This window comes from Agrococcus sp. Ld7 (assembly GCF_045064095.1).
GTDB lineage: Bacteria > Actinomycetota > Actinomycetes > Actinomycetales > Microbacteriaceae > Agrococcus.
This window is the reverse complement of the sequence record NZ_JBISGY010000037.1, coordinates 41819-65809: the sequence shown is the minus strand read 5'-3', so window position 1 is coordinate 65809 and position 23991 is coordinate 41819. Positions and strand designations below refer to the sequence as shown.

Annotated in this window: 27 protein-coding genes; 12 read left to right on the top strand and 15 right to left on the bottom strand. The window is 70.3% G+C overall.

What is annotated here, in order from left to right:
* The first annotated feature begins 116 nt into the window (after nt 1–116).
* From ACJJVL_RS12730 to ACJJVL_RS12720, 3 genes are all read left to right on the top strand, one after another.
* A complete protein-coding gene (locus ACJJVL_RS12730) occupies nt 117–1481 on the top strand; it encodes a dihydrolipoyl dehydrogenase family protein (RefSeq protein WP_405219202.1) in 1365 nt (454 codons plus the stop codon).
* Nucleotides 1482–1567: 86 nt separating this feature from the next.
* Nucleotides 1568–1861, top strand: a complete 294-nt coding sequence (locus ACJJVL_RS12725; RefSeq protein WP_405219709.1) for a type II toxin-antitoxin system ParD family antitoxin — start codon at nt 1568–1570, stop codon at nt 1859–1861.
* Nucleotides 1861–2220, top strand: a complete 360-nt coding sequence (locus ACJJVL_RS12720) for a type II toxin-antitoxin system RelE/ParE family toxin (protein ID WP_405219200.1) — start codon at nt 1861–1863, stop codon at nt 2218–2220. Before ACJJVL_RS12725 ends, ACJJVL_RS12720 begins: the two co-directional genes overlap by 1 nt.
* A 64-nt stretch (nt 2221–2284) precedes the next feature.
* Here the strand turns inward: ACJJVL_RS12720 and ACJJVL_RS12715 are convergent, their stop codons facing one another.
* The 5 genes from ACJJVL_RS12715 to ACJJVL_RS12695 form a co-directional block, all read right to left on the bottom strand.
* Entirely contained in the window at nt 2285–2827 is a 543-nt protein-coding gene (locus ACJJVL_RS12715; RefSeq protein ID WP_405219199.1) for a DinB family protein, read from the bottom strand.
* Nucleotides 2828–2929: 102 nt separating this feature from the next.
* A complete protein-coding gene (locus ACJJVL_RS12710) occupies nt 2930–3550 on the bottom strand; it encodes a class I SAM-dependent methyltransferase (protein WP_405219197.1) in 621 nt (206 codons plus the stop codon).
* A 9-nt stretch (nt 3551–3559) separates the two neighbouring features.
* Nucleotides 3560–4918: an MFS transporter gene (locus ACJJVL_RS12705; RefSeq protein WP_405219195.1), complete on the bottom strand. Its 1359-nt coding sequence runs from the start codon at nt 4916–4918 to the stop codon at nt 3560–3562.
* Nucleotides 4919–4979: 61 nt separating this feature from the next.
* Complete coding sequence (locus ACJJVL_RS12700; RefSeq protein ID WP_405219193.1) at nt 4980–6401, bottom strand: dihydrolipoyl dehydrogenase family protein; 1422 nt, start codon at nt 6399–6401, stop codon at nt 4980–4982.
* Nucleotides 6402–6554: 153 nt separating this feature from the next.
* Entirely contained in the window at nt 6555–8018 is a 1464-nt protein-coding gene (locus ACJJVL_RS12695; protein ID WP_405219706.1) for a SulP family inorganic anion transporter, read from the bottom strand.
* A 243-nt stretch (nt 8019–8261) separates the two neighbouring features.
* On the opposite strand from ACJJVL_RS12695, the gene ACJJVL_RS12690 reads away from it, so the two are divergent.
* Nucleotides 8262–8690, top strand: a complete 429-nt coding sequence (locus ACJJVL_RS12690; RefSeq protein ID WP_405219191.1) for a MerR family transcriptional regulator — start codon at nt 8262–8264, stop codon at nt 8688–8690.
* 419 nt (nt 8691–9109) lie between these two features.
* Here ACJJVL_RS12690 and ACJJVL_RS12685 read toward each other — a convergent pair whose 3' ends face one another.
* The 5 genes from ACJJVL_RS12685 to ACJJVL_RS12665 form a co-directional block, all read right to left on the bottom strand.
* Entirely contained in the window at nt 9110–9985 is an 876-nt protein-coding gene (locus ACJJVL_RS12685; protein WP_405219189.1) for a potassium channel family protein, read from the bottom strand.
* A 109-nt stretch (nt 9986–10094) separates the two neighbouring features.
* Complete coding sequence (locus ACJJVL_RS12680) at nt 10095–10301, bottom strand: hypothetical protein (RefSeq protein ID WP_405219187.1); 207 nt, start codon at nt 10299–10301, stop codon at nt 10095–10097.
* 50 nt (nt 10302–10351) lie between these two features.
* Complete coding sequence (locus ACJJVL_RS12675; protein ID WP_405219185.1) at nt 10352–11152, bottom strand: hypothetical protein; 801 nt, start codon at nt 11150–11152, stop codon at nt 10352–10354.
* Nucleotides 11153–11212: 60 nt separating this feature from the next.
* Nucleotides 11213–12112, bottom strand: coding sequence for a transketolase family protein (locus tag ACJJVL_RS12670; RefSeq protein WP_405219183.1), 900 nt, complete (start codon nt 12110–12112; stop codon nt 11213–11215).
* The gene (locus tag ACJJVL_RS12665; protein ID WP_405219182.1) at nt 12109–12837 is read right to left on the bottom strand and encodes a transketolase; all 729 of its coding nucleotides are present in this window, start codon (nt 12835–12837) and stop codon (nt 12109–12111) included. Before ACJJVL_RS12665 ends, ACJJVL_RS12670 begins: the two co-directional genes overlap by 4 nt.
* Nucleotides 12838–12917: 80 nt before the next feature.
* Between ACJJVL_RS12665 and soxR the strand changes: the two genes are divergently transcribed.
* Nucleotides 12918–13397, top strand: coding sequence for a redox-sensitive transcriptional activator SoxR (gene soxR / locus ACJJVL_RS12660; RefSeq protein WP_405219180.1), 480 nt, complete (start codon nt 12918–12920; stop codon nt 13395–13397).
* 123 nt (nt 13398–13520) lie between these two features.
* Here the strand turns inward: soxR and ACJJVL_RS12655 are convergent, their stop codons facing one another.
* A complete protein-coding gene (locus tag ACJJVL_RS12655; RefSeq protein WP_405219703.1) occupies nt 13521–14984 on the bottom strand; it encodes a SulP family inorganic anion transporter in 1464 nt (487 codons plus the stop codon).
* A 236-nt stretch (nt 14985–15220) separates the two neighbouring features.
* Between ACJJVL_RS12655 and ACJJVL_RS12650 the strand changes: the two genes are divergently transcribed.
* Entirely contained in the window at nt 15221–15637 is a 417-nt protein-coding gene (locus ACJJVL_RS12650; protein ID WP_405219178.1) for a MerR family transcriptional regulator, read from the top strand.
* A gap of 46 nt (nt 15638–15683) precedes the next feature.
* On the opposite strand, the gene ACJJVL_RS12645 is transcribed toward ACJJVL_RS12650, so the two are convergent.
* The 3 genes from ACJJVL_RS12645 to ACJJVL_RS12635 form a co-directional block, all read right to left on the bottom strand.
* Nucleotides 15684–16451, bottom strand: a complete 768-nt coding sequence (locus tag ACJJVL_RS12645) for a potassium channel family protein (RefSeq protein ID WP_405219176.1) — start codon at nt 16449–16451, stop codon at nt 15684–15686.
* Nucleotides 16452–16632: 181 nt separating this feature from the next.
* Complete coding sequence (locus ACJJVL_RS12640; protein WP_405219175.1) at nt 16633–16827, bottom strand: hypothetical protein; 195 nt, start codon at nt 16825–16827, stop codon at nt 16633–16635.
* 268 nt (nt 16828–17095) lie between these two features.
* Nucleotides 17096–18598 (bottom strand): PucR family transcriptional regulator, encoded by a 1503-nt coding sequence (locus ACJJVL_RS12635; protein ID WP_405219173.1) that lies wholly within the window; start codon nt 18596–18598, stop codon nt 17096–17098.
* Between the two features lie 113 nt (nt 18599–18711).
* Here ACJJVL_RS12635 and ACJJVL_RS12630 point away from each other — a divergent pair, with 113 nt between their 5' ends.
* The 6 genes from ACJJVL_RS12630 (at nt 18712) to ACJJVL_RS12605 (ending at nt 23134) form a co-directional block, all read left to right on the top strand.
* Nucleotides 18712–19620: an arginase family protein gene (locus tag ACJJVL_RS12630; protein ID WP_405219171.1), complete on the top strand. Its 909-nt coding sequence runs from the start codon at nt 18712–18714 to the stop codon at nt 19618–19620.
* 29 nt (nt 19621–19649) lie between these two features.
* Nucleotides 19650–21089: an MFS transporter gene (locus ACJJVL_RS12625; protein WP_405219169.1), complete on the top strand. Its 1440-nt coding sequence runs from the start codon at nt 19650–19652 to the stop codon at nt 21087–21089.
* A gap of 159 nt (nt 21090–21248) precedes the next feature.
* Entirely contained in the window at nt 21249–22010 is a 762-nt protein-coding gene (locus ACJJVL_RS12620; protein WP_405219167.1) for an LLM class flavin-dependent oxidoreductase, read from the top strand.
* Nucleotides 22011–22092: 82 nt separating this feature from the next.
* The gene (locus ACJJVL_RS12615; protein ID WP_405219165.1) at nt 22093–22362 is read left to right on the top strand and encodes a DUF1778 domain-containing protein; all 270 of its coding nucleotides are present in this window, start codon (nt 22093–22095) and stop codon (nt 22360–22362) included.
* Nucleotides 22359–22871 (top strand): GNAT family N-acetyltransferase, encoded by a 513-nt coding sequence (locus ACJJVL_RS12610; RefSeq protein ID WP_405219163.1) that lies wholly within the window; start codon nt 22359–22361, stop codon nt 22869–22871. Before ACJJVL_RS12615 ends, ACJJVL_RS12610 begins: the two co-directional genes overlap by 4 nt.
* Before the next feature lie 104 nt (nt 22872–22975).
* Complete coding sequence (locus ACJJVL_RS12605; protein WP_405219161.1) at nt 22976–23134, top strand: ATP-binding domain-containing protein; 159 nt, start codon at nt 22976–22978, stop codon at nt 23132–23134.
* On the opposite strand, the gene ACJJVL_RS12600 is transcribed toward ACJJVL_RS12605, so the two are convergent.
* Nucleotides 23100–23942, bottom strand: coding sequence for a hypothetical protein (locus ACJJVL_RS12600; protein ID WP_405219159.1), 843 nt, complete (start codon nt 23940–23942; stop codon nt 23100–23102). The two genes, ACJJVL_RS12605 and ACJJVL_RS12600, sit on opposite strands and share 35 nt — an antisense overlap.
* Nucleotides 23943–23991: the final 49 nt, after the last annotated feature.

Below are 23991 nucleotides of genomic sequence, written 5' to 3'. Positions count from 1 at the left end.
ATGCGTTGACCGTAGGCCTGCACGCACGCGCCGGTCTGCGACCCAGGACACACTTCGGGCTGAGCGGGCCTGGATAGGCTCCCCACGACATCAACGCCGAGCACAAGGAGACAGCGATGGCTGACGACTACGACCTGATCGTGATCGGCGCGGGGGTGGCGGGCATGGCCGCGGCCAACAAGTGCGCGTCGGCGGGATGGCGGGTGGCCATCACCGATCCGCTGCCGTTCGGCGGCACCTGCGCCCTGCGCGGCTGCGACCCGAAGAAGATCCTTCGGCGCGGGGCCGAGGTCGTCGATGACGCCTGGCTCATGCGCGACAAGGGCGTCGACGACGCCGACATCGCGATCGACTGGTCGCAGCTCATGGTGCACAAGCGCGGCTTCACCGACGCGATGCCCGCGAAGGTCGAGCAGCACCTCACCGAGAGCGGCGTCGAGCTGTTTCACGCTGCCGCACGCTTCACAGGGCCCGACGAGGTCGAGATCGACGGCACGCGGTACACGTCGAAGCACTTCATGATCGCGACCGGTGCGACGCCGCGCCCGCTGGAGTTCCCCGGTCACGAGCACGTCGTCGACAGCACGGCGTTCCTCGACCTGCGCGAGCTGCCGGAGCGGATCCTCTTCGTCGGCGGCGGCTACATCTCGTTCGAGTTCGCGCACATCGCCTCGCGGGCAGGCGCCGACTGCAGCATCCTCGACCGGCACGATCGACCGCTGCGCGGGTTCGACGGCGAGCTCGTCGAACAACTCGTCGAGCGCTCGGAGGGTGCCGGCATCCGCCTGCACCGCAACACCGACGTGGTCGCGATCGAGACTGCAGACGACGGGGTCATGACCGTCACGATCGAGCAGGACGGCGAGCAGACGACCGTGGAAGCCGACCTGGTGGTGCACGGCGCTGGCCGCGTCGCCAACCTCGCGCCGCTGGATCTCGACGCCGCGGGAGTCGAATGGGGCCCGAAGGGCGTGCATGTCGAGCCGCATCTGCAGAGCACGTCGAATCCGCGAGTGTTCGCCGCCGGCGACTCTGCCGACACCGAGGGCAAGCCGCTGACGCCGGTTGCGACCGCGGAAGGATCGGTCGCGGCCTCCAACATGCTGAAGGGCGGGACGCGAGCGCCCGACTACACCGGCGAGCCCTCCATCGTGTTCACGGTGCCGGAGCTCTGCCGCGTCGGGATGCTCGAGGACGAGGCGCGTGACGCCGGGCACGACGTCGTCGTGCGCTCGCTCGACACGAGCGACTGGTACTCGAACTACCGGATCGGCGAGACCACCGCGGCCGTGAAGGTGCTGATCGATCGCGAGAGCGACACGATCCTCGGTGCTCACCTGCTGGGGCCCGGCTACGCCGAGCTCGTCAACATCTTCGCGCTCGCCATCCAGCTCGGCCTCACCACGCGGCAGCTGCGGTCGGCGCGGATGGGCTACCCAACGGTCGGCTCCGACCTCGCATCGATGCTGTATCCGGCGTAGGCGCGATCTCTCGAACGTTCTCCGCAGCGCATGTGGGACCAGGCTTCCACAGACCACAGATGTGGCATATATTGCCAATCGAGGTGATGATCTTGGCAACGAGGAACGTCGTCCTGAGCCAGCGCCAGCATGAGCTGGTCGACTCGCTGGTGAAGTCTGGGCACTACCAGAACGCGAGCGAGGTGCTGCGCGAGGGGCTGCGGCTGCTGGAGCGCGAACACGAAGAAGATCAGGCCAAGATCGCCGTCCTGCGCCAGGCGGCGGAACACGGCTGGTCGGATCTCGCCTCGGGGCGTTTCGACGACGTCGAGGACGATGACCTCGACAGCTTCGTCCGGCAGCTCGGCATCCGCGCGGCAGAGGCCCAGTCAGCCGGCTGATGGCGAAGTATCGGCTCACCCATGCCGCCCAAGTCGACATCAGCTCGATCCTCGCTTGGTCTCACTCCGCTTTCGGCGAGGAGGCGAGTCGACGCTTCGAGGCCCTGATCACCGCGGCGATCCGAGACGCGGCCGCGTGTCGCGACGCGGTCGGGCGGACGATGCGCCCAGAACTCGGTGAGGGCGTGTTCACCTGGCATCTGATGCAGAGCCGCACGCATTCGTCCGGAGGAGCGGTCCACCGCCCGCGGCACTTCCTGATCTGCCGATACGACGGTGAGACGCTGGTGATCGGCCGAGTACTCCACGACGTGATGGAGCTGCGTCGGCACCTGCATCCGCGCCAGATCTGGGAGTAGTCGCCGGCCGCCAGCGGCAATGGCTCACGCTGGCGCCGCTGTGCGATCGCTGTCGCGGAAGGAGCTACTCCCCGACTTCGCCGTCAAGCGACTCACGGAGCAGGTCGGCGTGGCCGTTGTGCCGCGCATATTCCTCGATCATGTGGGTCATGACCCAGCGAAGACTCGGTGCCCGGCCGTCGGGCCAGGTTCTGCGCGTCGGGGAGTCGAGACCTCCTGTCTCGAACGCACGCTCGGCCGCAGCCCGGGCGCGAGCGACCGACTCCTGCCACAGCGTTCGCACCTCGTCTGGGTCATCGGAGCTCGCGGAGTCCCATTCCCAGTCCGGTTCCGCTTCCCAGTCCACCGAGGCCCATGGCTGTCGCCGTGGCTCATCATAGAGCCATCTCCCGAACCAGTCGTCCTCCACATAGGCGAGGTGCTTCATCAACCCACCCAAGGTCATGCTGCTGGGAGGCAGTCGCTGCGACAGCTGCGCGAGCGTGAGGTTGGCGCTCTTCCATGCGAAGGTCGCTCGCTGGTAGTCGAGGAACCCTGTGAGGGTCTCCCATTCGTTGCCATGCACTGGTGGCTCTTGGCGGCCGTGCTCATCGAGGTCTGGCGTCATGGTCCAGGACTCTAGTGCCGAGCATAGACATGCCCACGGGGCGGAGGGGATGCCGCGCACATGGCAGGGGCCCGCATTGCTGCGCTCTTGCTCTGTGCAGCGTCAGCCGACGGTGCCGGCGACAGCCACGATGTGGCCCCCGCGCAGGGTGCGGCGCACGAGCCGGCTGCCGTCGCGCTCGAGCAGCTGCCAGGGGCGCGACTCGAGGTCGGAGCCGCCAGCGGCAGCGGCCAGATGCGCGACCGGCGACAGGATCCGGGCCGCGCCCGTCGGCGGCTGCATGTCGACGATGCAGGCGCGGCCGCCCGGTCGCAGCACCGAGCGTGCGTTGCGCCAGGCGGCATCCGGATCGGGGAACACGCTCATCGCGTAGGTCGCGAGCACAGCATCCACCGGGCCGTCGGTGAGGTCTCGCGGGCCGAAGTCGGTCGCATCCGCGTGCACAAGCGTCACATTCGCCCAGCCGTGCCGCTCGGCGCGGCGCTCGGCAACCCCGAGCATGTCGGCGCTGCGGTCGAGTCCGACGATGCGACCCGTGGGGCCGACGCGCTGCACGAGCTCCGGCAGGTTGAGTCCCGTGCCGCACCCCAGATCCAGCACGGTGTCGCCCTCGCGCAGCCCCAGCAGCTCGATGCCAGCGATGCGGCCGGCACGGTAGACGAACTCGCCCGAGAGCGCGTCGTACCAGCGCGCTCCGCGCCCGTAGACGTGCCGTGTGCTCATGCCGTGACCCTACGCAGCCGCACTCGACGCATCCGCGGCGGCCGTCTCGAGTCGCCGATCGACGCGGATCATCACCGCGACCGATGCCATGCCGACGACCGCGAACAGGATCGTCAGGATTGCGAGCCCATCGAAGGCCAGCCAGGCCGCGAACACGCCGCCCAGCACGTTTCCGAGCAGGTAGCCGAGGCCGAGCACCACCGAGTAGACGCCCATGATCAGGCCGCGATCGGCCGCATGCTCGCCGGAGATGTCGGCGAGGTGCATGAGCGCGGCGGGCGTGAAGCCGGCCTCGAGGAAGATGCCGACGCCGACGATCACGGCCGCGATGGGCAGCGGCAGGCCGTGGTTGGCGAGGATCAGACCGACGGACGCGAGCACCGCGCCGCCGATGGTGATGAGCAGCGTCGCCTTCGTGGGCGCGCGGCCGGCGATGAAGACCCAGGCGGCGACGCAGGCGCTGAAGAACAGCACGTAGCCGCCCAGGATTGCTGAGAGCCAGCCCTCCTGACCGGCGAGCGATCCGGTGAAGAGCTGCCCTTCGATCTGGCGATCTCCCGCGAGCACGTAGGTGATTTGCGCGGTGACCCAGGTGCCGAGGATGGCGTTGACGGCGATCCAGGCGGGCAGGAACGCGAGCAGGCGGCGGTTGCCGAACACCGCGATCTGGGCGCGGAGGCCGACCGAGTGCGACCGGGCGACGCTCGGGCCGTCGCGCACGAAGAGCAGCACCAGCAGGGCGGCGAGCAGGTAGATACCGGCGAGCACGGCGAAGGCGCCGAGGCCGGTGATGGCGTAGAGGATCGGGCCGAGCGCCGCGCCGACCGCGATGCCGCCCGCGGATGCCAGCTCGTACAGGCTCGCGAGCCGGCCGCGCCGCATCCGATCGCCGTCGGTGGCGTCGGCGAGCAGGCCGAGCGTGGCGGGTGCCGCGAGCGCGCCGCCGGCGCCGCCGATCACCTGCGCGGTGCCGACCGCGGCGACGACCAGGATGAGTGCGGGCGCGGCGTCGCCCAGCGATGCGCCGGGCGTCAGCAGCACGCCCAGCGCGGCGAGCACGGGCGCGATGACGAGGAAGATCCGTCGCCCGCGCCGGTCGCTCGCGGCACCGGCGATGGGGGCGATGATGAGCTCGGCCAGGTAGGCGAGGCCGGAGAGCACGCCCAGCAGCACCGCCCCGACAGGCACGCCCTCCCTCGAGAGATCGACGAAGTAGCTGCCGATCACGAGTGCGGCCGCGGCCGAGGCAATGCGCAGCAGCAGTTGCGAGGTGATGACGGCGCCGAGGCCGCGCGGGCCGGCCACGGGTGCGGAACGGGTGGCGGTCGCCGGCGTCGCGGCCGGCGCTCCTGCTGTGGGGGTGGTCATGCGCTGGTGATCCGTTCGTCGCTCTGCATCGGGGTGGTGCCCTGCTTCGAGGTGGTGCTCGTCATCGGCGGCGCCGCGCGGTGAGGCTCCGCAGCACGCCGATCGCCGCGCCGGTCGCTCCCTGGCTGGCGCGCCAGCGGTAGTCCTTGATCGCGGCGTTCCAGAGCGCGTCGTTGTAGGTGGGGTAGGGATGCGTCGCCCCCGCCACATCCTGCGTCGTCAGCCCCGCGTGCACGGCGAGCGAGAGCTCGCCCATGGTCTCGCCGGCGCGCGGGCCCACGATGGTGCCGCCCACGATGCGCCCGCGGCCGTCCACGACGATCGCCGTGTAGCCGCTCGTGTCGCCGTCGGCGATCGCGCGATCGGCGTGCTCGTGCTGCCACTCGACGATGCGGTGGCGGCGCCGGTCCGCGCGGTCGGGCAGCACGCCGATCGAGGCGACCTCTGGTGCGGTGAAGGTGACGCGCGGCGTGCGATCGCGATCGAAGGTGCGGCGCAGCCCGAGGATCGCGTTGATCGCGACCTGGTTGCCGGCGACGCCGGCGATGTGCGTCAGCTGCGGCAGCCCCGCCGTCTCCCCTGCGGCCCAGATGCGGCTGGCGCTCGTGCGCAGCATCGCGTCGACCTCGATGAGGCCATCGGCGTCGACGCGCACGCCCGCCGCGTCGAAGCCGAGATCGGTGGCGTGCGCCTCGCGGCCCGTGGCTGCCAGCAGCACGTCGAAGGGCAGCACCTGGCCGTCCTCAAGCGTGAGCTCGCCGGATACGCCGTCCTCGGAGCGCACGGACGCGGCTGTGCTGCCGGTGCGCACTTCGACGCCGTCAGCCCGCAGTGCCGCCTCGACGAGGGCGCTCGCAGCGGCATCCTCCTTGGCGAGCAGCCGAGCACCGCGCTGCACGATCGTCACATGCGCCCCGAGCCGCGCCATCGCCTGCCCGATCTCGCAGCCGATCGGCCCGCCGCCGAGGATGACGAGACGCTCGGGCAGCCGCTCGAGCTGCCAGATGTCGCCGCTCGTGCGGATATACCCGGCGTCGGCGCCCTCGATGCGCGGCACGCGCGGCTTGGTGCCGGTCGCGATCACCGCCTGCCGGAAGCCGATGCGGTCACCGTCGACGACGAGCGCGCGCTCGGAGGTGAAGCGGGCCTCGCCGAAGCGCACCGCGACCCCGGCCGCTTCGAGCGATTCCTGCGAGTCGCTCGGCGCGACGGCAGCGATCGCGGCGTGCACGCCGGCCATCGCCGCGGCGAAGGTCTCCTGCTGTGTCTGACCGGTCGCGGGAGCATCCTGCTCGGCGCTGTGCCGCGCGGCCGCGATGAGTGCCTTCGAGGGCACGCAGCCCGTCCAGAGGCAGTCGCCGCCGAGGCGATCGCGCTCGATGAGCAGCACGCGCGCGCCGAAGCCGGCCGCACTCCTGGCCGCGGTCAGCCCCGCGCTGCCCCCGCCGATGACGACGAGATCCCACTCCTCGGGCTCATCCATGCGCACCTCCTCATGCTCGCGCTCACTGGTCTCCCAGTCTCACGCTCGAGGTCGGCGACGCACGGTGCGCCGGCGTACAGACAGCGCGCCGTCTTGGGGACGAGGCACGGTCACACGGACCCGAAGGTCATCCTGCCGCAGTGCGGCCGTGAATCAGCCTTCGCCGCCCAACTGCCCCGTCATCCGCTCGCGCATCCGCACGCTCGAGGCGTTCAGCCCGTGCAGCTCGACGCGCTTGCCGAGCCGCTCGTACTTCGTCTCGATCGCGTCGAGCGCGGCCACCGTGGATGCATCCCAGATGTGCGAGCCCGACAGGTCGATCACGACGTGGTCGGGATCCTCGGTGTACTCGAACAACGTCGTCAGGTCGTTGGAGGAGGCGAAGAACAGCTCGCCCTCGACCGTGTAGTGCGCGGCGACGCCGCCATCCGACTCCTTCACCTCGCGCGAGACGTTGGCGAAGTGCGCCACCCGGCGCGCGAACGCGACCATGGCGGCGATCACACCGACGATCACGCCGATCGCGAGGTTGTGCGTGATGACCACGACCGTGACGGTGACGACCATGACGAGCGTCTCGCTGATCGGCAGCCGCTTCAGGGTCGACGGCTTGATGGAGTGCCAGTCGAAGGTGCCGACCGAGACCATGATCATGACGGCCACGAGCGCGGCCATCGGGATGAGGCCGACGATGCCGCCGAGTGCCACGATGAGCACGAGCAGGAACGCACCGGCGAGGAACGTCGAGATGCGCGAGCGGGCGCCCGACGCCTTCACGTTGATCATCGTCTGGCCGATCATGGCGCAGCCGCCCATGCCGCCGAAGAGGCCGGAGAGCACGTTGGCGACGCCCTGCGCCCACGACTCGCGCGTCTTGTCGGAGTGGGTGTCGGTGATGTCGTCGACGAGCTTCGCCGTCATGAGCGACTCCATCAGGCCCACGAGCGCCATGGCGATCGCGGTCGGGCCGATGATCGAGAGCGTCTCGAGGTTGAACGGCACGTCGGGGAAGAACAGGGCGGGCAGGCTCGTAGGCAGCTCACCCTGATCGCCGACGTTCGGCACGCTCCATCCGAAGGCCAGCACGACGCCGGTGATGAGGATGATCGCGAACAGCGGCGCGGGCACGACCTTGGTGATGCGCGGCATGAGCACGAGGATCACGAGGCCGACGGCCACGAGCGGGTAGACGAGCCACGGCACGCCCACGAGCTGCGGGATCTGCGCCATGAAGATGAGGATCGCGAGCGCGTTGACGAAGCCGACCATGACGCTGCGGGGGATGAAGCGCATGAGCTTCGCCACCCCCAGCAGGCCGAGGACGACCTGCAGGATGCCGCCCAGCAGCACGGTCGCGATGAAGTACTCGAAGCCGTATTCGCGCATGATCGGCGCGATGACGAGCGCGATCGCGCCGGTCGCGGCGGTGATCATGGCGGGGCGGCCGCCGAGGAACGCGATCGACATGGCCATCACGGCCGACGAGAAGAGGCCGACCGCCGGGTCGACGCCGGCGATGATCGAGAACGAGATCGCCTCGGGGATGAGCGCGAGCGCCACGACCAGGCCGGCGAGCGCCTCGCGGGTGAGCAGGCGCGGGTTGCGCAGCACGGTCATGACGGATGGGTTGTCGCGGTACCGCGCGCGGCGGTCGACGGGGGTGCTGGTAGCCAAGGTGCTCCTCGGTTGGCTCGCGCGGGCATGCCGCACGACGGGCGAAGTGTGTGGTGCGCGTCATCACGCGGGGCCGTCCAGCCGAACGGGCGAGCCGCGGAACGGGGCCAGAATGGACAGCGAGGTCGCCTGCGCGACCCGGGACACTCTACCCTAACGTGACGGTAGAGTTGAAGAGGGAATCCGATGACTGAGCAGCCCGCGCCCGCCGCCTCCGCGCCCGAGGATGGCTCCGAAGACTCCGCCACCATGCACATCGGCGAGCTGGCCGAGCGCACGGGCCTCTCGCTGCGCTCGCTGCGCCACTGGGATGAGGTCGGTCTCGTGCAAGCGTCGGGCGGCCGCACCGAGGGAGGCTTCCGCCTCTACACGGCAGCGGATGAGCGCCGCATCCGCCTCATCATGAGCATGAAGGCCTTCGGCTTCACCCTCGAGGAGCTCGCTGAGCTGACCACCGCCATCGAGTCCTCCCCCACCGATCCGCTCGCCGCCCTCCCCGCCGACCGCGCCACCTTCTACGCCACCGAGATGCGCCGTCGCCGCGACAAGCTGGCAGCCCAGCTCCAAGACGCCGACGCCCTCCTCACCCGCGTCTCCCCCGCCCCGCCCTCGTAGGTCGAGGAGCGCACGGCGAAGCCGCGCGCGTCACGAGTCCGGTGGACCCACCCGCGCGCGTCACTTTCGTAGGTCGAGGAGCGGCCAGCCGAAGGCTGCCCGCGTCACGAGCTTGGCGGGGCGCCCTGCGGGCGCCGCTTTGGATGGGCGAAAGTGGGCTATGGCTGGGTCTGGTGGCGGGCCATGCTGGGTGTGCTGCGGTCGACGCCGGTCGGTCTTAGTGCTTGTGAGCCTGTTCACGAGCTTGGCGTGGAGGGCTTCCACGGGGACCGTGGATTGGTGCGTCGACTACTACGACCACCGCAACCCCGACCAGATCAAACGACGCGCGCTCCGCAGCCTGCGCGGCCTCGGCTACGACGTCGACCTCACACCAGCAGCCGCATAGCTCACGTCACTTTCCTAGGAGACCGGTCGACCTACCCCCGCGCCCCGTGCCCATGATCAACCGCGAACGCCTCGAAGACCTCCGCCGCCCCATCCCCGCGCCGCAGGAACTGCGACCGTAGCGTCGCCGCCAGATCATCAAGCGCCACCGTCAGCTGCTGCGCGCTCAACCGCACGTCGGCTTCCGCCCGCTCCATCGCCGCATCGCGCAGCTGCAGCGCGATCGGCAGCTGCCGCGCGAGCGAGAGCTGCGCATCCTTCTCCATGAAGTAGAAGCCCTCGCTGTGCTGCAGGAAGTCCACCCGCACACCCGCGACATCGCTCGCGAGCGTGTCGAGCACGCGCGAGAGCGTCACCGCGTCGAGCGCGTGCACGTGCTTGACCCCATCCGATTGCTCGAACCCGTGCAGCCGCAGCGCGAGCGCTCGCCGGCGCGTGAGGGGCGGATAGATCTGCGTGAACCAGGTCAGCGCCGACGTCAGCAGCGCGAAGCCGGTGAGCGCCTCGAGCGGCGTGGCGTGGCGCAGCCACGGGTCGATGACTGCGACATCGCCGTAGCCGACCGTGGTGAACGTGACGAACGAGAAGTAGAGCGCTTCCGCGAAGTCGGAGTAGGCGGCCGGGTTGACGCCCGGCGAATAGGTGAAGGCTTCGGGCACGCCCGGCAGGTAGGTGAGCGCCCAGCCGACGACCTGCAGCGCGACCCAGATCCCGATCACGACCACCATCCCGGCGGGCCCCACGATGGGCCCGAAGCGGTGGCCGCTCGCCCGCGAGAGCCGCCAGGCGCCCGAGAGCACCACCGAGCTGATGCCGCCGCTGCCGGCGGGATGCAGCAACGTGTGGAACATGTCGCGCAGCGCGACCAGGATGATCGCGATCCCCAGCACGGTCAGCACGACATCCATCAGATGCCGCCCCTGTCTGGTCGGCGCGGCAACCGCAGGTCGAGGAGCATGCGGCCGCAGGCCGCCTCGCAGCGCAGGTCGAGGAGCGCGTGGCCGCGGGCCGCGTGCGTCACGAGACCGGTCGTTCCTTCCGGAAGTGCTTCCGGATCCGCTCCGCCTGCTCCTGCGTCAGGTGCCACTCGGTGCCGATCTCGTGCCCCTCGAACGGTCCGCCGCCGTCGGCGGGGTTGCGCAGGAATCCGCGGATCTGACGCCCCTTGCGATCCATCCCCAGCTCTCGCGAAAGCTCCACCGGTGTGATCGTCGACTCGTCCATGCCCCGACCGTACCGCCGTGCGAGCCCATCAGCCCTATGCCGGAAGCGACTCAGGCGCGCAGCCAAGCGCTGCTGTCTTCGTCCCACAGCATCACCGGCTCAGGTGCGCTCGAGGCGAGAGGTCGGCCGAAGAACGACGCGACCGCTTCCTCGAGCGATCCGAAGGCACGCTGCGCCACAGCCTCATCCGCCGCGACCACGACAGCTGTCGCGGCCCTGTCGCCGTGCGTCACAATGACGTTGACGACGGTCTCCGCGCCCGCGTCCCCGTGCGCAGGCGTGGTCCGCCCGGCGAAGAGCGCATCGATGGCATCCCACAGCGCGCCCGCGCGGAGAGAGGTGAGCAGAGGAAGAGCGATGTCGACCAGGATCCAGGGCTCGGGATCGAACGCGAACTGCAGCGCACGCTGCATCCGCAGCCGGTCGGCCTCGACCCCGCTCGCGAGCAGACGCTGCTCCGCCTCGATGAGCACCGCATCCGCGAACCACGCGTGATCCGCGCTGAGCGACAGGGCTGCGTCATCGCGGTGCACACGCTGCGCATCGCGAGCGATCGGCTTCTTCAGGCTCGCCGACAGCGGATGGATCGCCCACAGCCACTGGTCGTCACCCTTGTGCCGGTCGGTGACGAATCGCAGCATGCTGACACCGTCTTCACGGTCGACCACGTCGACCCGGAGATTGCGCATGCGCACCCGGTTGTCGTGGTGCGCATGCAGCGAGACCTCGCCCGCGGTCACCCGGCGGGCGAAGTCCTCCAGAGCATCACGAGGAATGCTGAGACCGCCGTACGCCCGAATCGGCGCATCCGTCATGAGAATCCCGCCGGCTTTGCGCCACTCTGCATCCATGCTGCGAGCATGACCCGGGGCACCCACACGTCTGCGGTCGCGCACTTCCGAGTCGCCCGCTCAGCCCGTCCAGTCGCGGATCCGTCGCAGGATCCCGGCGGCCGTCAGGCCATGGGCAGCGGCGTGCTCGGCCGGCGTGCCGTAGTGCCGCAGCTCCCGCCGGGCGGTGCCGATCGCCAAGTAGCGGCGCGGGGCGTCGTCGAGCAGCTCGGCGACGGCACCGAGCGAGGTGCCCTCGAGCCACGGCTCGACCACGGCGACCTGCGGCCCGGCATGCCTGCGCAGCGCCGCCACGTCGAGCGGGCGCACCGTCGTCGCGGCGAGCACAGTCGCGTCGAGCTCTGCCGCGGCGGCGACGGCTGCGTCGCGCACCGGTCCGAGCGCCACGATCGTCACCGGGCCGCGCCCCTGCCGCAGCACGTGCATCCGCGCGAAATCCGGCAGCTCATGCGCATCGGCCTGCTCCGAGAGCCGCACGTAGTGCAGCCCGGTGTCGGTCACGGCGGCGCGGATCACCGCTTCGGCTTCCGCCGCCGTCGCCGGCGCGTGGATCACCATCGCGGGAACGGTCGCCGCCAGCGCCACATCCGCCGGCCCCTGGTGGGTGCGGCCGAGCGCCGACATGTCGAACGATCCGCCGGTGCTGACGAGCACACCCCCCATCCCTTGGTGCGCGAAGTCGAGCTTGATCTGCTCGAACGCGCGCTCGAGCAGGAACGGCGCGAAGGTGTGCACGATGGGCCGGATCCCGTTCAGCGCCAGGCCCGCCCCGGTGCTCACCAGCAGCTGCTCGCGAATGCCGACGTTGATCACGCGGCGCGGATGCGCACGCGAGGCGTCCTCGAAGTACTGGCCCGAGATCTCGGCGTAGACGAGCGCCAGGTCGTCCCGCTGGTCGAGCAGCTCGGTGACCACCTGCCCGAACCGGGCACGGGGCCCGGTGGCGGCAACCGCGCTCATGCGGCGGCTCTGTTCTTCGCTTCCACCTGCGCGACCACGGCGGTCGGCACCCCGTGCACCCGGCGTGCCAACGCATCCGCCAACTCGTCGTGGTCGCGCCCGTCGACACGGCGCGCATCCCACCCGTTGGCCGCCAGTCGACGTTCGATGCGCCCGTGCACGCCGTAGGAGGAGGAGTCGTTGTCAATCACCACCAGGGTGAGGCCCTCGAGCCCCACGGCGCCGGCGTACTCGACGGCCTCGATGGCGGAGCCCTCATCCACCTCGGCGTCGCCGGCGAGCACGATGACACGCGCGGGGCTGCCGCGTGCGGCGAGCGCGTGCGCGGCGCCGACCGCCAGCGGCAGTCCGTGCCCGAGCGATCCGCTCGAGATCTCGACGCCCGGGATGAGCAGGTGGTCGGGGTGCTGGCCCAGCGGCGAGTCGAAGGCGCCGAAGCCGTCGAGCCAGTCGACCGGGACGTACCCGTGCGCGGCGAGCGTCGCGTAGTAGGCCATCGGCCCGTGCCCCTTGCTGAGATAGAAGCGGTCGCGGTGGGGGTCGTCGAGCCGCTGCGGCGAGAGGTCGAGGATGCGGCCGTAGAGCACGTGCAGCACGTCGAGCGTCGAGGTGGCGGCGGCCGTGTGCTTCTCGTCGCCGGTCAGCCGCGTCATCAGCTGCGCGATGCGATCACGGGTGACAGACGAGGTGACGGATGCGGTGCCGGGCTTGGTGAGACTTGTCATGCGCATAGGTTCCAACCTCAAGGTAACTTGAAGTCAAGCGGCGAGTCGGGCCGCTCAGCCGAGACGAGGAGAGACGACCGATGGAGACTCCGCACGATCTGACGATCGGGCAGCTCGCCGACCGCTCGGGCGTCGCGACCTCGGCACTGCGCTACTACGAGGAGCGCAAGCTGATCCGCTCGCATCGCAGCACGGGCAACCAGCGCCGCTACGCGCAGGCGACGCTGCGGCGCGTGGCGTTCATCCGGGCGGCGCAGAACGTGGGGCTGAGCCTCGACGAGATCGGGGCGGCGCTCGCGTCGCTGCCAGAGGGGCGCACGCCGACGAAGCGCGACTGGCACCGGCTCTCGCGCGAGTGGCGGCCACGGCTCGAAAAGCAGGTGGAGCGGCTCATCCGACTGCGCGACAAGCTCGACGGCTGCATCGGCTGCGGCTGCCTGAGCCTCAAGGCGTGCGCGCTGTACAACCCCGACGACGAGCTGCGTGCGGAAGGCACCGGCGGCGTGCTGCTCGAGCCGGGCCACGACCGCGACGTGCGCGCCCGCCGCACCGGCCGCTGAGTGCTCAAACGCCCGCGTCCTTGCGCGACGCCCGCACTAGGCCTCGGGAGCGGCGGCGATGCAGGAGTCGTGATCGGCCATGCCAGCAACGTAGCCGACGAGGCACAATCGTGGCCGAGCGCGTCAGCCCTCGCCGCCGAGCTGCCCCGACATCCGCTCCCGCATCGACACCGAGGCGGCGTTCAGCCCGTGCAGCTCGACACGCTTGCCGAGCCGCTCGTACTTGGTCTCGATCGCGTCGAGGGCGGCGACGGTGGATGCGTCCCAGATGTGCGAGCGCGAGAGGTCGATGACGACGTGGTCGGGGTCGTCGGTGTACTCGAACTGCGTCGTGAGGTCGTTCGACGAGGCGAAGAAGAGCTCGCCCTCGACCGTGTAGTGCACGGCCGTGCCGCCGTCCGACGTGCGCACCTCGCGCGTCACCGACTGGAAGTGCGCCACCCGCCTCGCGAACGCCACCATCGCGGCGATCACGCCGACGATCACGCCGATCGCGAGGTTGTGCGTGGCCACGACGACCGCGACGGTCACGACCATCACGAGCGTCTCTGCCACGGGCATCCGCTTCAGGGTCGACGGCGTGATCGAGTGCCAGTCGAACGTGCCGACCGAGACCATGACCATGACGGCCACGAGCGCCGCCATCGGGATGAGCCCGACGACGTCGCCGAGCGCGACGACGAGGATCAGCAGGAAGAGCCCCGCCAGGAACGTCGAGATGCGCGAGCGGGCGCCCGAGGCCTTCACGTTGATCATCGTCTGGCCGATCATGGCGCAGCCGCCCATGCCGCCGAAGAGGCCGGAGAGCACGTTGGCGACGCCCTGGCCCCAGGACTCGCGCGTCTTGTCCGAGTGCGTGTCGGTGATGTCGTCGACGAGCTTCGCGGTCATGAGCGACTCCATGAGCCCCACGAGCGCCATCGCGAGCGCGGTCGGCCCGATGATGCCGAGCGTCTCGAGGTTGAGCGGCACGTCGGGGAAGAAGAACTCCGGCAGCGATCGCGGCAGCTCGCCCTGGTCGGCGACGTTCGGCACGCCCCAGCCGAACACCAGCACAGCAGCGCTCAGCAGCACGATCGCCACGAGCGGCGCCGGCACCACCCTCGTGAAGCGCGGCATCACGACCATGATCACGATGCCGACTGCGACGAGCGGGTAGACGAGCCACGGCACGCCCACGAGGTGCGGGATCTGCGCGAGGAAGATCAGGATCGCGAGCGCGTTGACGAAGCCGACCATGACGCTGCGGGGGATGAAGCGCATGAGCTTCGCCACGCCCAGCACGCCCAGCAGCACCTGCACGACGCCGGCCAGGAGGACGGTCGCGATGAAGTAGTCGAAGCCGTGGTCGCGCATGATCGGGGCGATGACGAGCGCGACGGCGCCGGTCGCGGCGGTGATCATCGCGGGCCGGCCACCGAGGAACGCGATCGAGACGGCCATGACGAACGACGAGAAGAGGCCGACGGCCGGGTCGACGCCGGCGATGATCGAGAACGAGATCGCCTCGGGGATGAGCGCCATCGCGACGACAAGGCCCGCGAGCGCCTCACGGGTGAGCAGGCGCGGATTGCGCAGCACGGTCATGACGGATGGGTTGTCTCGGTACCGCGCACGGCGGTCGAGGGCAGGGGTGCTGATGGCCAAGGGGACTCCTCGGTTCGGTGCTCGCGCGGGCGCACCGCGGCGAAGGGGACAAGGGTGTGGCGCGCGTCATCACGCGGGGCCGTCCAGCCGAGCGGGCCAGAATGGACAGCGGGGTCGCCGGAGCGACCACCATGAACTCTACCCTAACGTGACGGTAGAGTTGCAGAGGGAATCTCATGACCGACGACACCGCGCCCGAGTCCGCAGCCGACGACCGCGCCGCCACGATGCACATCGGCGAGCTGGCCGAGCGCACCGGCCTCTCGCTGCGCTCGCTGCGCCACTGGGATGAGGTGGGCCTCGTGCAGGCGTCAGGCGGCCGAACGGAGGGCGGCTTCCGCCTTTACACGCAGGCCGACGAGCAGCGCGTGCTGCTCATCATGAGCATGAAGGCCTTCGGCTTCTCGCTCGAGGAGCTCGCCGAGCTCGTCGACGCGATCGAGGCCTCCCCCGCCGATCCGCTCGCGGCGCTGCCGGCCGAGCGCGCCGAGTGGTTCCGCACCGAGATGCGCGCCCGCCGCGACAAGCTCGCGCGGCAGCTCGCCGCCGCCGACGAGGTGCTCGCGCGCGTGGAGCCGAAGCAGCAGGCCTGAGGCCAGGCGGGCGCCAGCACGCCGGCCGCGCGCGCGGACGGCTGAGTCAGCCGAGCGACTCGTGCCCGTGGTCGGCCGCGTAGGCGGCGAAGACCTCCTCGGTGGCCGTGCCCGAGCGCAGGAACTGCCGACGCAGCGCCTCGCCGAGCTGATCGAGCGCAAGGGTGAGCTGCGTCGCGCTCAGCCGCACCGCCGGCTCGGACCGGGCGTGTGCGGCATCGCGCAGCCGCAAAGCATACGGCAGGTGCCGGGCGAGGGAGAGCTCTTCGCTGCCCTCATAGAGGTAGAAGCCCTCGGCGTGCTGCTCGAAGTCCACCCGCACGGCCGCCACGTCGGCGGCGAGCGTGTCGAGCATCCGTGACAGCGACGTCGGGTCGACGCCGGCCAGCTCGTCGGCGTAGCGCACGTGCGCGAGCCGGTGCAGGCGCAGCGCGAGCGCCCGCCGCCGCGAGAGGGGCGGGTAGACCTGCGAGAACCACGCGAGCGCGGTCGTGAGCAGGGCGAATCCCGTCAGGGCCTCGAGCGGTGCGACGGCGCGGATCCACGGCTCGACGGCCACAACATCGCCGTAGCCGAGGGTCGTCAACGTGGTCACCGAGAAGTGCAGCGCCTCGCCGATCGCCGAGTAGTCGGAGCGCTCGACACCGGGGACGTACCAGAAGCCCTCGCGCATGTGCGGGAGGTAGATGAGCGCCCAGCCGATTGCCTGCGCTGCGATCCAGAGGCCGATGACGATCGCCATCCCCGCCGGACCTGCCGCCGACCCTCGACGATGCCGGGTCTTGCCCGAGAGCCACCAGGTGGCGGCGAGCACACGGCGACTGATCCCGCCGCGTTCCACCGGGATGGAGCAGCGTGTGGAACATGTCGCGCAGGCCCAGCACGATCAGCACCACGCCTGCGACCGTTAGCGCGATCTCCATGCGACCTCCTCGACGACATCGTCTTGGGCCATCGTGCACCCGTGCCGCCGCGGTCGCGCGCCAGCGGCGGCGTCAGTCCTTGCGGAAGTGCTTGCGGATGCGGTCGGCCTGCTCGGGCGTGAGGTGCCACTCGGTGCCGATCTCGTGCCCCTCGAACGGCCCCCCGCCATCGGTGGGGTTGCGGAGGAAGCCGCGGATCTGCCGCCCCTTGCGGTCCATGCCCAGCTCGCGCGACAGCTCCACCGGCGTGATCGTCGACTCGTCCATGCGCCGAGGCTATCGGCGCCGCCGGAGTCATGCAGAGCGTGACCCCGCCGTGCGCGGGTCGAAGTGCCCGTCAGCGCCTACTCCTGTGCTCGCTGGACCAGCGCCCGCGCGGCCCGTTGCGCACGTGCCAGACGCTCCACGGTGACGCGAGGCGCTCCGCGCCGGCAGCAGCGGCAGGGCGTCCTCGGCGATCTGGGTGAGGAAGCGGCGCTGGTCGTGACCGGGGCCGTGACAGACGAGGTGGCGGAATCTCGCCTAGGGCGCTCGACTACCTCGCCGGTGCAGCGCTGCGGAGCGCCAGCCACAGCGTTGCGCGGTCGTCGGGGTCGTCGAGATCCAACGCCAGGATGCGCTCCGCACGGCGCAACCGCACCGCGAGCGTCTGCCGGTGCACGCCGAGCTCGGCCGCAGCAGCCCCGGCATGCCCATTGCGGCGCAGGAAGGCGGCCAGCGCCCGCTCGAGCTCCTCGGCCTCAGGGCCCGCGGCTCTGGCGAGTCGGTCGCGGATGACCGAGCGCAGGCCGCTCGCCTGCTCGCGGTCGACGATCGCGGCCCCGTGCGACGACAGGAGCGCCGCCGCATCGAGCCGGGCCGCGGCCGCCCGCGCCGCCGCCCGCGCCGCGAGCTGCGCCTCTGCCTTCGCCGCAGCGAAGCGCTGCACGTCGACGGGGCCGCTCACTCCGGCGCTCCGACCGGCGGGCGGCTCCCAGGCCGCATCGAGCACGCCGGCCGGCAGCAACGCGACGACCTCTTCCTCGAACGCTGCCGCGGCGACCATGCCGGGCACGTGCAGCGGCTCGGCACCACCCGTCGCGTCATCGCGCCGAGCCGCACCTCCGAGCACGACCAAGACGAGCTCGGTGTCCCGCCCGAGCAGCCAACGCAGCAGTGCCTCGCGCAGCTCGTCCGACTCCGTGGTCCACACCTGCGCGAGCGCCTTCGCCCGCAGGTCGGCCAGGCGCTCGTCCGTCGCCGCGCGGCTCCGGGATCCGAGCTCGGCGATCGCCATCGACGAGCCGATGTACATCGACTCCAGCGCCGAGAATCGCTCCCGGCGCGCGAGCAGGCCGATGCCCTCTGAAGCCGCATCTCCGAGCCGCACCGCGCGCACGTACCACCCCGACGCCGCCACCGTCACGGCCGGCTGCTCGGCCTCGAGCAGCCGCAGCACCTGATCGCGCAGATGCTCGGAGGCGAACGGCGCATCCCCTGCATCGCCGGTCGAGGCCGCGTGCAAGCGCTCGAGCCGGTCGTCGGCAGGCAGGTAGACCGCGGCGTCTGCATCAAGCAGGACGGCGAGCCGTTCGGTGATCGCGGCCGCGCTCGTCGGAGCCAGGGCGAGCGCAGCGAACTCCGCCTGCTGCCGCAGCATGGCCTCTGCCCGACGGGCCTGCTCCTGCAGATCGCGGTCAGACACGAAGCGGGAGATGCCGATGAACGGCACCCCGAGCGGCACCTCGAGCAGCGGGATGCCGTGCCGCTCGGCCTCTCGGATCCAGGCCTTGGGCACCGCGTCGCTCGTGATGCCGACACCGAATCCGATGCCTGCCACGCCGCGACGAGCCAGCCGCCGGCAGAGCTCGGCGACGTCGGCGTCGTCGCGTCGGCCGAGGTCGACGGTGAGCAGAAACTCGCCGCCGGTCAGCCAGGGCGTCGGGTCGGTGGTCTCGAAGACATGCACCCAGTGCACCGGCGCGCTCAGGCCGGCATGGCCTGCGACGCAGGTGAGCCCCAACGCCGATCCCACGAGATCGGCCACCGTGACGCGCATGCGCTCCCCTTGCTCCGCCGAATGCGACACCTCGACAGATTGGTGAATCACCGCACCACGCTTCGACACATGTGACAGTACGGCATCGCCCGCACGGCACGCACAATCGGGGGATGGACCAGCCCAGCACCGACGTCGTCCGCAGAGCGTTCGAGCTGATCGGCGCGCCGTACGACGGCGCCTCGACCCTCGGCTTCCCCGGCTCCCGGTACGCGCCGGCGCGCATCCGAGAGGCCCTCGGCTGGATCACGATGCGTGTCGAGGACGGTCAGGTCTACTCGCTCGAGACCGGGGACCTGCACGCCGCACCCGTCATCGACGACGGCGGTGACGCGTCCGTCGTCGCCCACGACCTCGAGGCCACCCTGGAGCGCACGGCGGCGCAGATCACCGATGCGGTGCGCGCGGGGCGCGTGCCGATCCTGCTCGGCGGTGACGACTGCCTGCTGTACGCGGGCGCCAAGGGCCTGCACGACGCCACGGAGGGCTCGGTCGCGATCGTGCACTTCGACGCGCACCTCGACGTGATGGATGAGAACGAGCAGCAGGGCAGGTTCAGCCAGTCAAGCGGCATGCGACGCTCGCTCGAACTGCCGCGCACGAGCCGCGAGCACAGCATCCAGGTGGGGCTACGCCACTTCAACTTCCCGTCGTCGCGGCGCTACGTGCTCGAGGAGGGCCCGGCGCAGATCACGGCGCGTGCCTTCGACCGGATGGGCACGGACGCGGCGGTCGAGCGGATCCTGCAGCGCATCGAGGGCGCGGACCACGTGCACTGCAGCTTCGACATCGACACGATCGACCTCGCCTTCGCGCCGGGCTGCGGCGGCTACGAGCCCGGTGGGCTCACGTCCCGGCAGGCGCTCGACGTCATCACCGCCATCGCGCCGCACTGCGACTCCTTCGCCGTCACCGAGGTGAATCCGCTGAAGGACCACCAGGACATGACCTCGAACCTCGCGGCATACCTGGTCTACTACTTCGCCTTCTACGGCCAGGAACCGCCGAGCCTCGCGCACTGACCCGCCCTATCACAGAGAGCACCCACACCATGACGACGCAGTCCACCGATTCCGGGGCGCAGCAGCCTCGCCTCGACACCGGCACCGTGAACGTGATCCGGAAGCCCGAGCTGCGGCGCGCGGTGCGCGGCACCTTCGTCGGCAACGTCATGGAGTGGTACGACGTAGGTGCGTTCGGCTACCTGATCGTCACCCTCGGGCCGATCTTCCTCCCGGATGCCGACCCCTCGACGCAGGTCATCTTCCTGCTCGGCACGTTCGCTGCGACCTACGTCTTCCGGCCGCTCGGCGGCCTGTTCTTCGGCTGGCTCGGAGACCGCATCGGCCGCAAGCGCGTGCTGTTCCTGACCCTCACCCTCGTGGCTGCGGCGACCTTCCTCATCGGGCTGCTGCCCGACTACGGCATGATCGGCCTGGCCGCTCCCCTGCTGCTGGTGCTGCTCAAGGTGCTGCAGGGCTTCTCAGCCGGCGGCGAGTTCACCGGTGCCCTCACCTACATCGCCGAGTCGGCACCCGACCGGAAGCGCGGCTTCTACGCGGCGTTCCTCGACGGCGGCAGCTACCTCGGCTTCGCGCTCGGCGCCGTGCTCGTGACCGCCCTGCAGGTGGGCTTCGGGCAGGAGGCGCTCGAAGCGGGCCTGTGGCGCGTGCCGTTCCTGCTGGCCGGCCCGCTCGGCGTGATCGCGATCTACATCCGCCTGAAGCTGGCCGAGTCACCGCAGTTCACCGCGGAGCTGGCCGCGGCGGGCGTCGGCGAGGCGGGCCGCGAGCACCTGCGGGTGCGGCCGCTGCAGGTGCTCCTGGAGAACTGGCGCGGCATCGTGATGGTGATCGTGCTGGTCGCCGCCGCCAACAGCGCCGGCTACGCCTTCACCTCCTACATGCCCACCTACCTCGCGACTGTCGAGGAGTACGACGCGGTGCAGAGCAACCTGCTGACGGTGCCGCTGCTGCTGCTCATGGCCTGCTCGATGCCCTTCGTCGGCATGCTCTCCGACCGCGTCGGCCGCAGGCCCGTGCTCTTCATCGCATCCGCCTGGGTGATCCTGCTCAGCATCCCCGCCTTCCTGCTGATCGGCAACGGCTCGACGCTCGGCGTGCTGCTGGGCCTCGCGCTCGTGGGCGCGCCAGTGGCGCTCTACATGGGCACGCTCGCCTCGACCTACCCGGCGCTGTTCCCGACGCGTTCCAGGAGCACGAGTCTGGGCGTCGCCTACAACATCTCGATCGCGGTGTTCGGTGGCACCGCGCCGCTCGTGATCGACAGCCTCATCCGCTGGAGCGGCGACGACCTCGCCGCCGCCTACTACCTGATCGGCATGTCGGTCGCCGGCCTGCTTGCCGTGTGGTTCCTGGCCGAGAGCGCGCGCAAGCCGCTGCGCGGCTCGGAGCCGAACGTCGAGACCGAGCTCGAGGCTCACCAGATCCACAAGGGAAGGCTCGCCGTACAGCGCTCGTCGCGCGCTTGACTCTGCGCTGCCCTGGCTGGCTACGCTGGCGACCGACGCGGCCTGACGAAGGCGACCGCCGTCGGATGGCGCGCGCAGATCGAACAAGGCCCGCGGCGGTCATCACCACTGCCGCGGGCCCTGAGTCGCTACCGGGCCGAGCTGGCCCGCAGGTCACTGTTGACGGGCCATCGCGCTCACGAGCTCGTAGACGGCCGCTTCATCCTGGGCGTCGGCACCGGCGAGGCGCTCAACGAGCAGGCGATCGGCGTGCCCTACCCCGAGCTGAAGGAGCGCTTCGCGCGGCTGCGCGAGGCCGTGCGGCTCATGCCCGCGCTCTGGGACGGCGAGCGGGTCGACTTCGACGGCGACTACTACAGCCTGCAGGGCGCGACCATCTACGACCGACTGGACTCCGAGGACCCGGCGCAGCGCATCCCCATCTACGTCGCCGGCGGCGGCCCAGCCACGTCCAAGTACGCCGGCCGTGTCGCCGACGGCCACATCTGCACCTCCGGCAAGGGCGACGACTACTACACGCAGGCGATCGTGCCCAACCTCGAGGAGGGCATAGAGCTCGGCAAGCGAGACGATGCGGATGTCGACCGCATGATCGAGATCAAGGTCTCCTACGACCGAGACCCCGAGGCGGCGCGCGAGAACACCCGCTTCTGGGCGGCCCTGTCGCTCACGCCCGAGCAGAAGCAGAACATCCACGACCCCGCCGAGATACAGCGCCTCGCCGACGCCCTCCCCATCGAGCAGGTCGCGAAGCGCTGGATCATCAGCTCAGACCCCGCCGAGACCGCCGCCGCCATCAGCCACTACATCGACATCGGCTTCCGCCACCTCGTCTTCCACGGCCCCGGCCACGACCAGCGCCGCTTCCTGTCGCAGTTCGCCGACGACGTCATGCCGCTGCTGCCGACACGGCAGCCGTAAATGGCTGACGCCCCGCGCAAGCAAAGTCAGTGCCAGATGGGCCGCATTCGCGGATGCCGGCGTTTTGCCGTACATTGGGGACGTGTCTGTTGCCAAAGAGCGGATCGAAGTCCGCGTAGACGCCGACCTCAAGGAGTCCGTCGACCGCGCCGCGAGCATCCGCGGTACGACTGCGGCCGCCTTCATCAAGTCGACGCTGCGAGACGCCGCCGATCAAGTGATCGACTCTGAGCGGCGCGTCGCACTCGAAGAAGCGAGTTGGGAGCGCGTCCGCGCAATGCTGGACGAAGAGCCGGCACCGATCCCCGAGATGGTTGAGCTGTTCCGACGCAAGTCGGTCTTCGAGGCTTGAGCTTCAGCCTGCCGGCGCCGCTCACGGCCGAGCACGACCTCGATCGGTTCGAGTGCGGCAACGCCAGCATCGAGACGTGGTTGCGTGGCCAGGCGCTCAAGAACGAAGTCAAGGGCTTCTCGCGCACCTTCGTCACGCTCGATGAGACGGGCGAGGTTGCCGGCTTCTACACGCTCTCGAGCTTCGCGGTGGAGCGAAGGCTTGCAGGCAAGGATGGCACGGGAGGGCCGTCCCCGATTCCCGCCATCTTGCTCGGCAAGCTCGCCGTCCACCGAGATCACCAGGGCCGAGGGCTTGGGTTCAGTCTCCTCCAACACGCCGTGGTCCAGGCCGTGCGCGCAGGCGAGATCGCCGCAGCGAGAGTGATGTTCGTGCATGCGGCTGACGAGGAGGCCGTGACGTTCTACCGCAAGTTCGGCTTCCGCCCGGTCAACGGGGAGGCCCTCTCCCTGATTGCCGCGATCGACGATCTCCGGGAGTCGATCATCGAAGCGCAGCACGGCGCCTGACCGCAGGAGCACAGCGCCGCGACTCGGCGGCCCACTGCGCCTTCGGGGAGACGACGGATGCGTCACCGCAGCCCGGCGCGACCCACGGCATCCGTTGGGGCACCGTGCACCGCTACAAGGGCCTCGAATCCCCGATGGTGATCGTCACCGACATCGACGGCGCCTCGCCGGACGGGGAGGACCTGCTCTACGTCGGGATGACCCGCGCCACCGAGCGGCTGATCGTGCTCACCTCGCTCGAGGAGCTGCACCAGCAGATGTGAACGGGCCGTCCGACGGCGGCCACGTACTGCTGCGCTCGTCCCAGAGCGTCACCGGCCCGGACACGCTCGACGAGGCGGCGCTGTTGAGGAACGCCGCGACCGCTTGGTCGAGTGACTCGATGGCTCGCTGCGCCACAGCCTCATCGGCAGTGACCACAACGGCTGTCACCGCTCTGTCGCCGTCGGTGATCCTCACATTGACGACGGTCGCCGCGCCCGTGTCCCCGTGCGCAGGCGTGGTGCGCCCCGCGAAGAGCGCCTCGATCGCACCCCACACCCTGCTCGCTCCGACCGAGGTGAGCAGTGGCAGAACGATGTCGACGTAGATCCGCGGGTCGGGAGCGAACTCGAACTGCAGGGCTCGCTGCACCTGCAGCCCGTCGGGCTCGACCCCGCTCGCGAGCAGACGCTGCTCCGCCTCGATGAGCACCGCATCCTCGAACCACGCGTGATCGGCGCTCAGCGACAGGGCTGCGTCAGCGCGGTGCCCACGCTGCGCATCGCGAGCGATCGGCATCTTCAGGCTCGCCGACAGCGGATGGATCGCCCACAGCCACTGGTCGTCCCCCTTGTGCAGGTCGGTGACGAATCTCAGCAAGCTGACACCGTCTTCACGGTCGACCACGTCGACCCGGAGATTGCGCATGCGCACCCGGTCGTCGTGGTGCGCATGCAGCGAGACCTCGCCCGCGGTCACCCGGCGGGCGAAGTCCTCCAGCGCATCACGGGGGATCCTGAGACCGCCGTACGCCCGAATCGGCGCATCCGTCATGAGTATCCCGCCGGCTTTGCGCCACTGTGCATCCATGCCGCGATCATGGCGCCGGGCGCCCACACGCGCTCGCGCGTGCACGCTG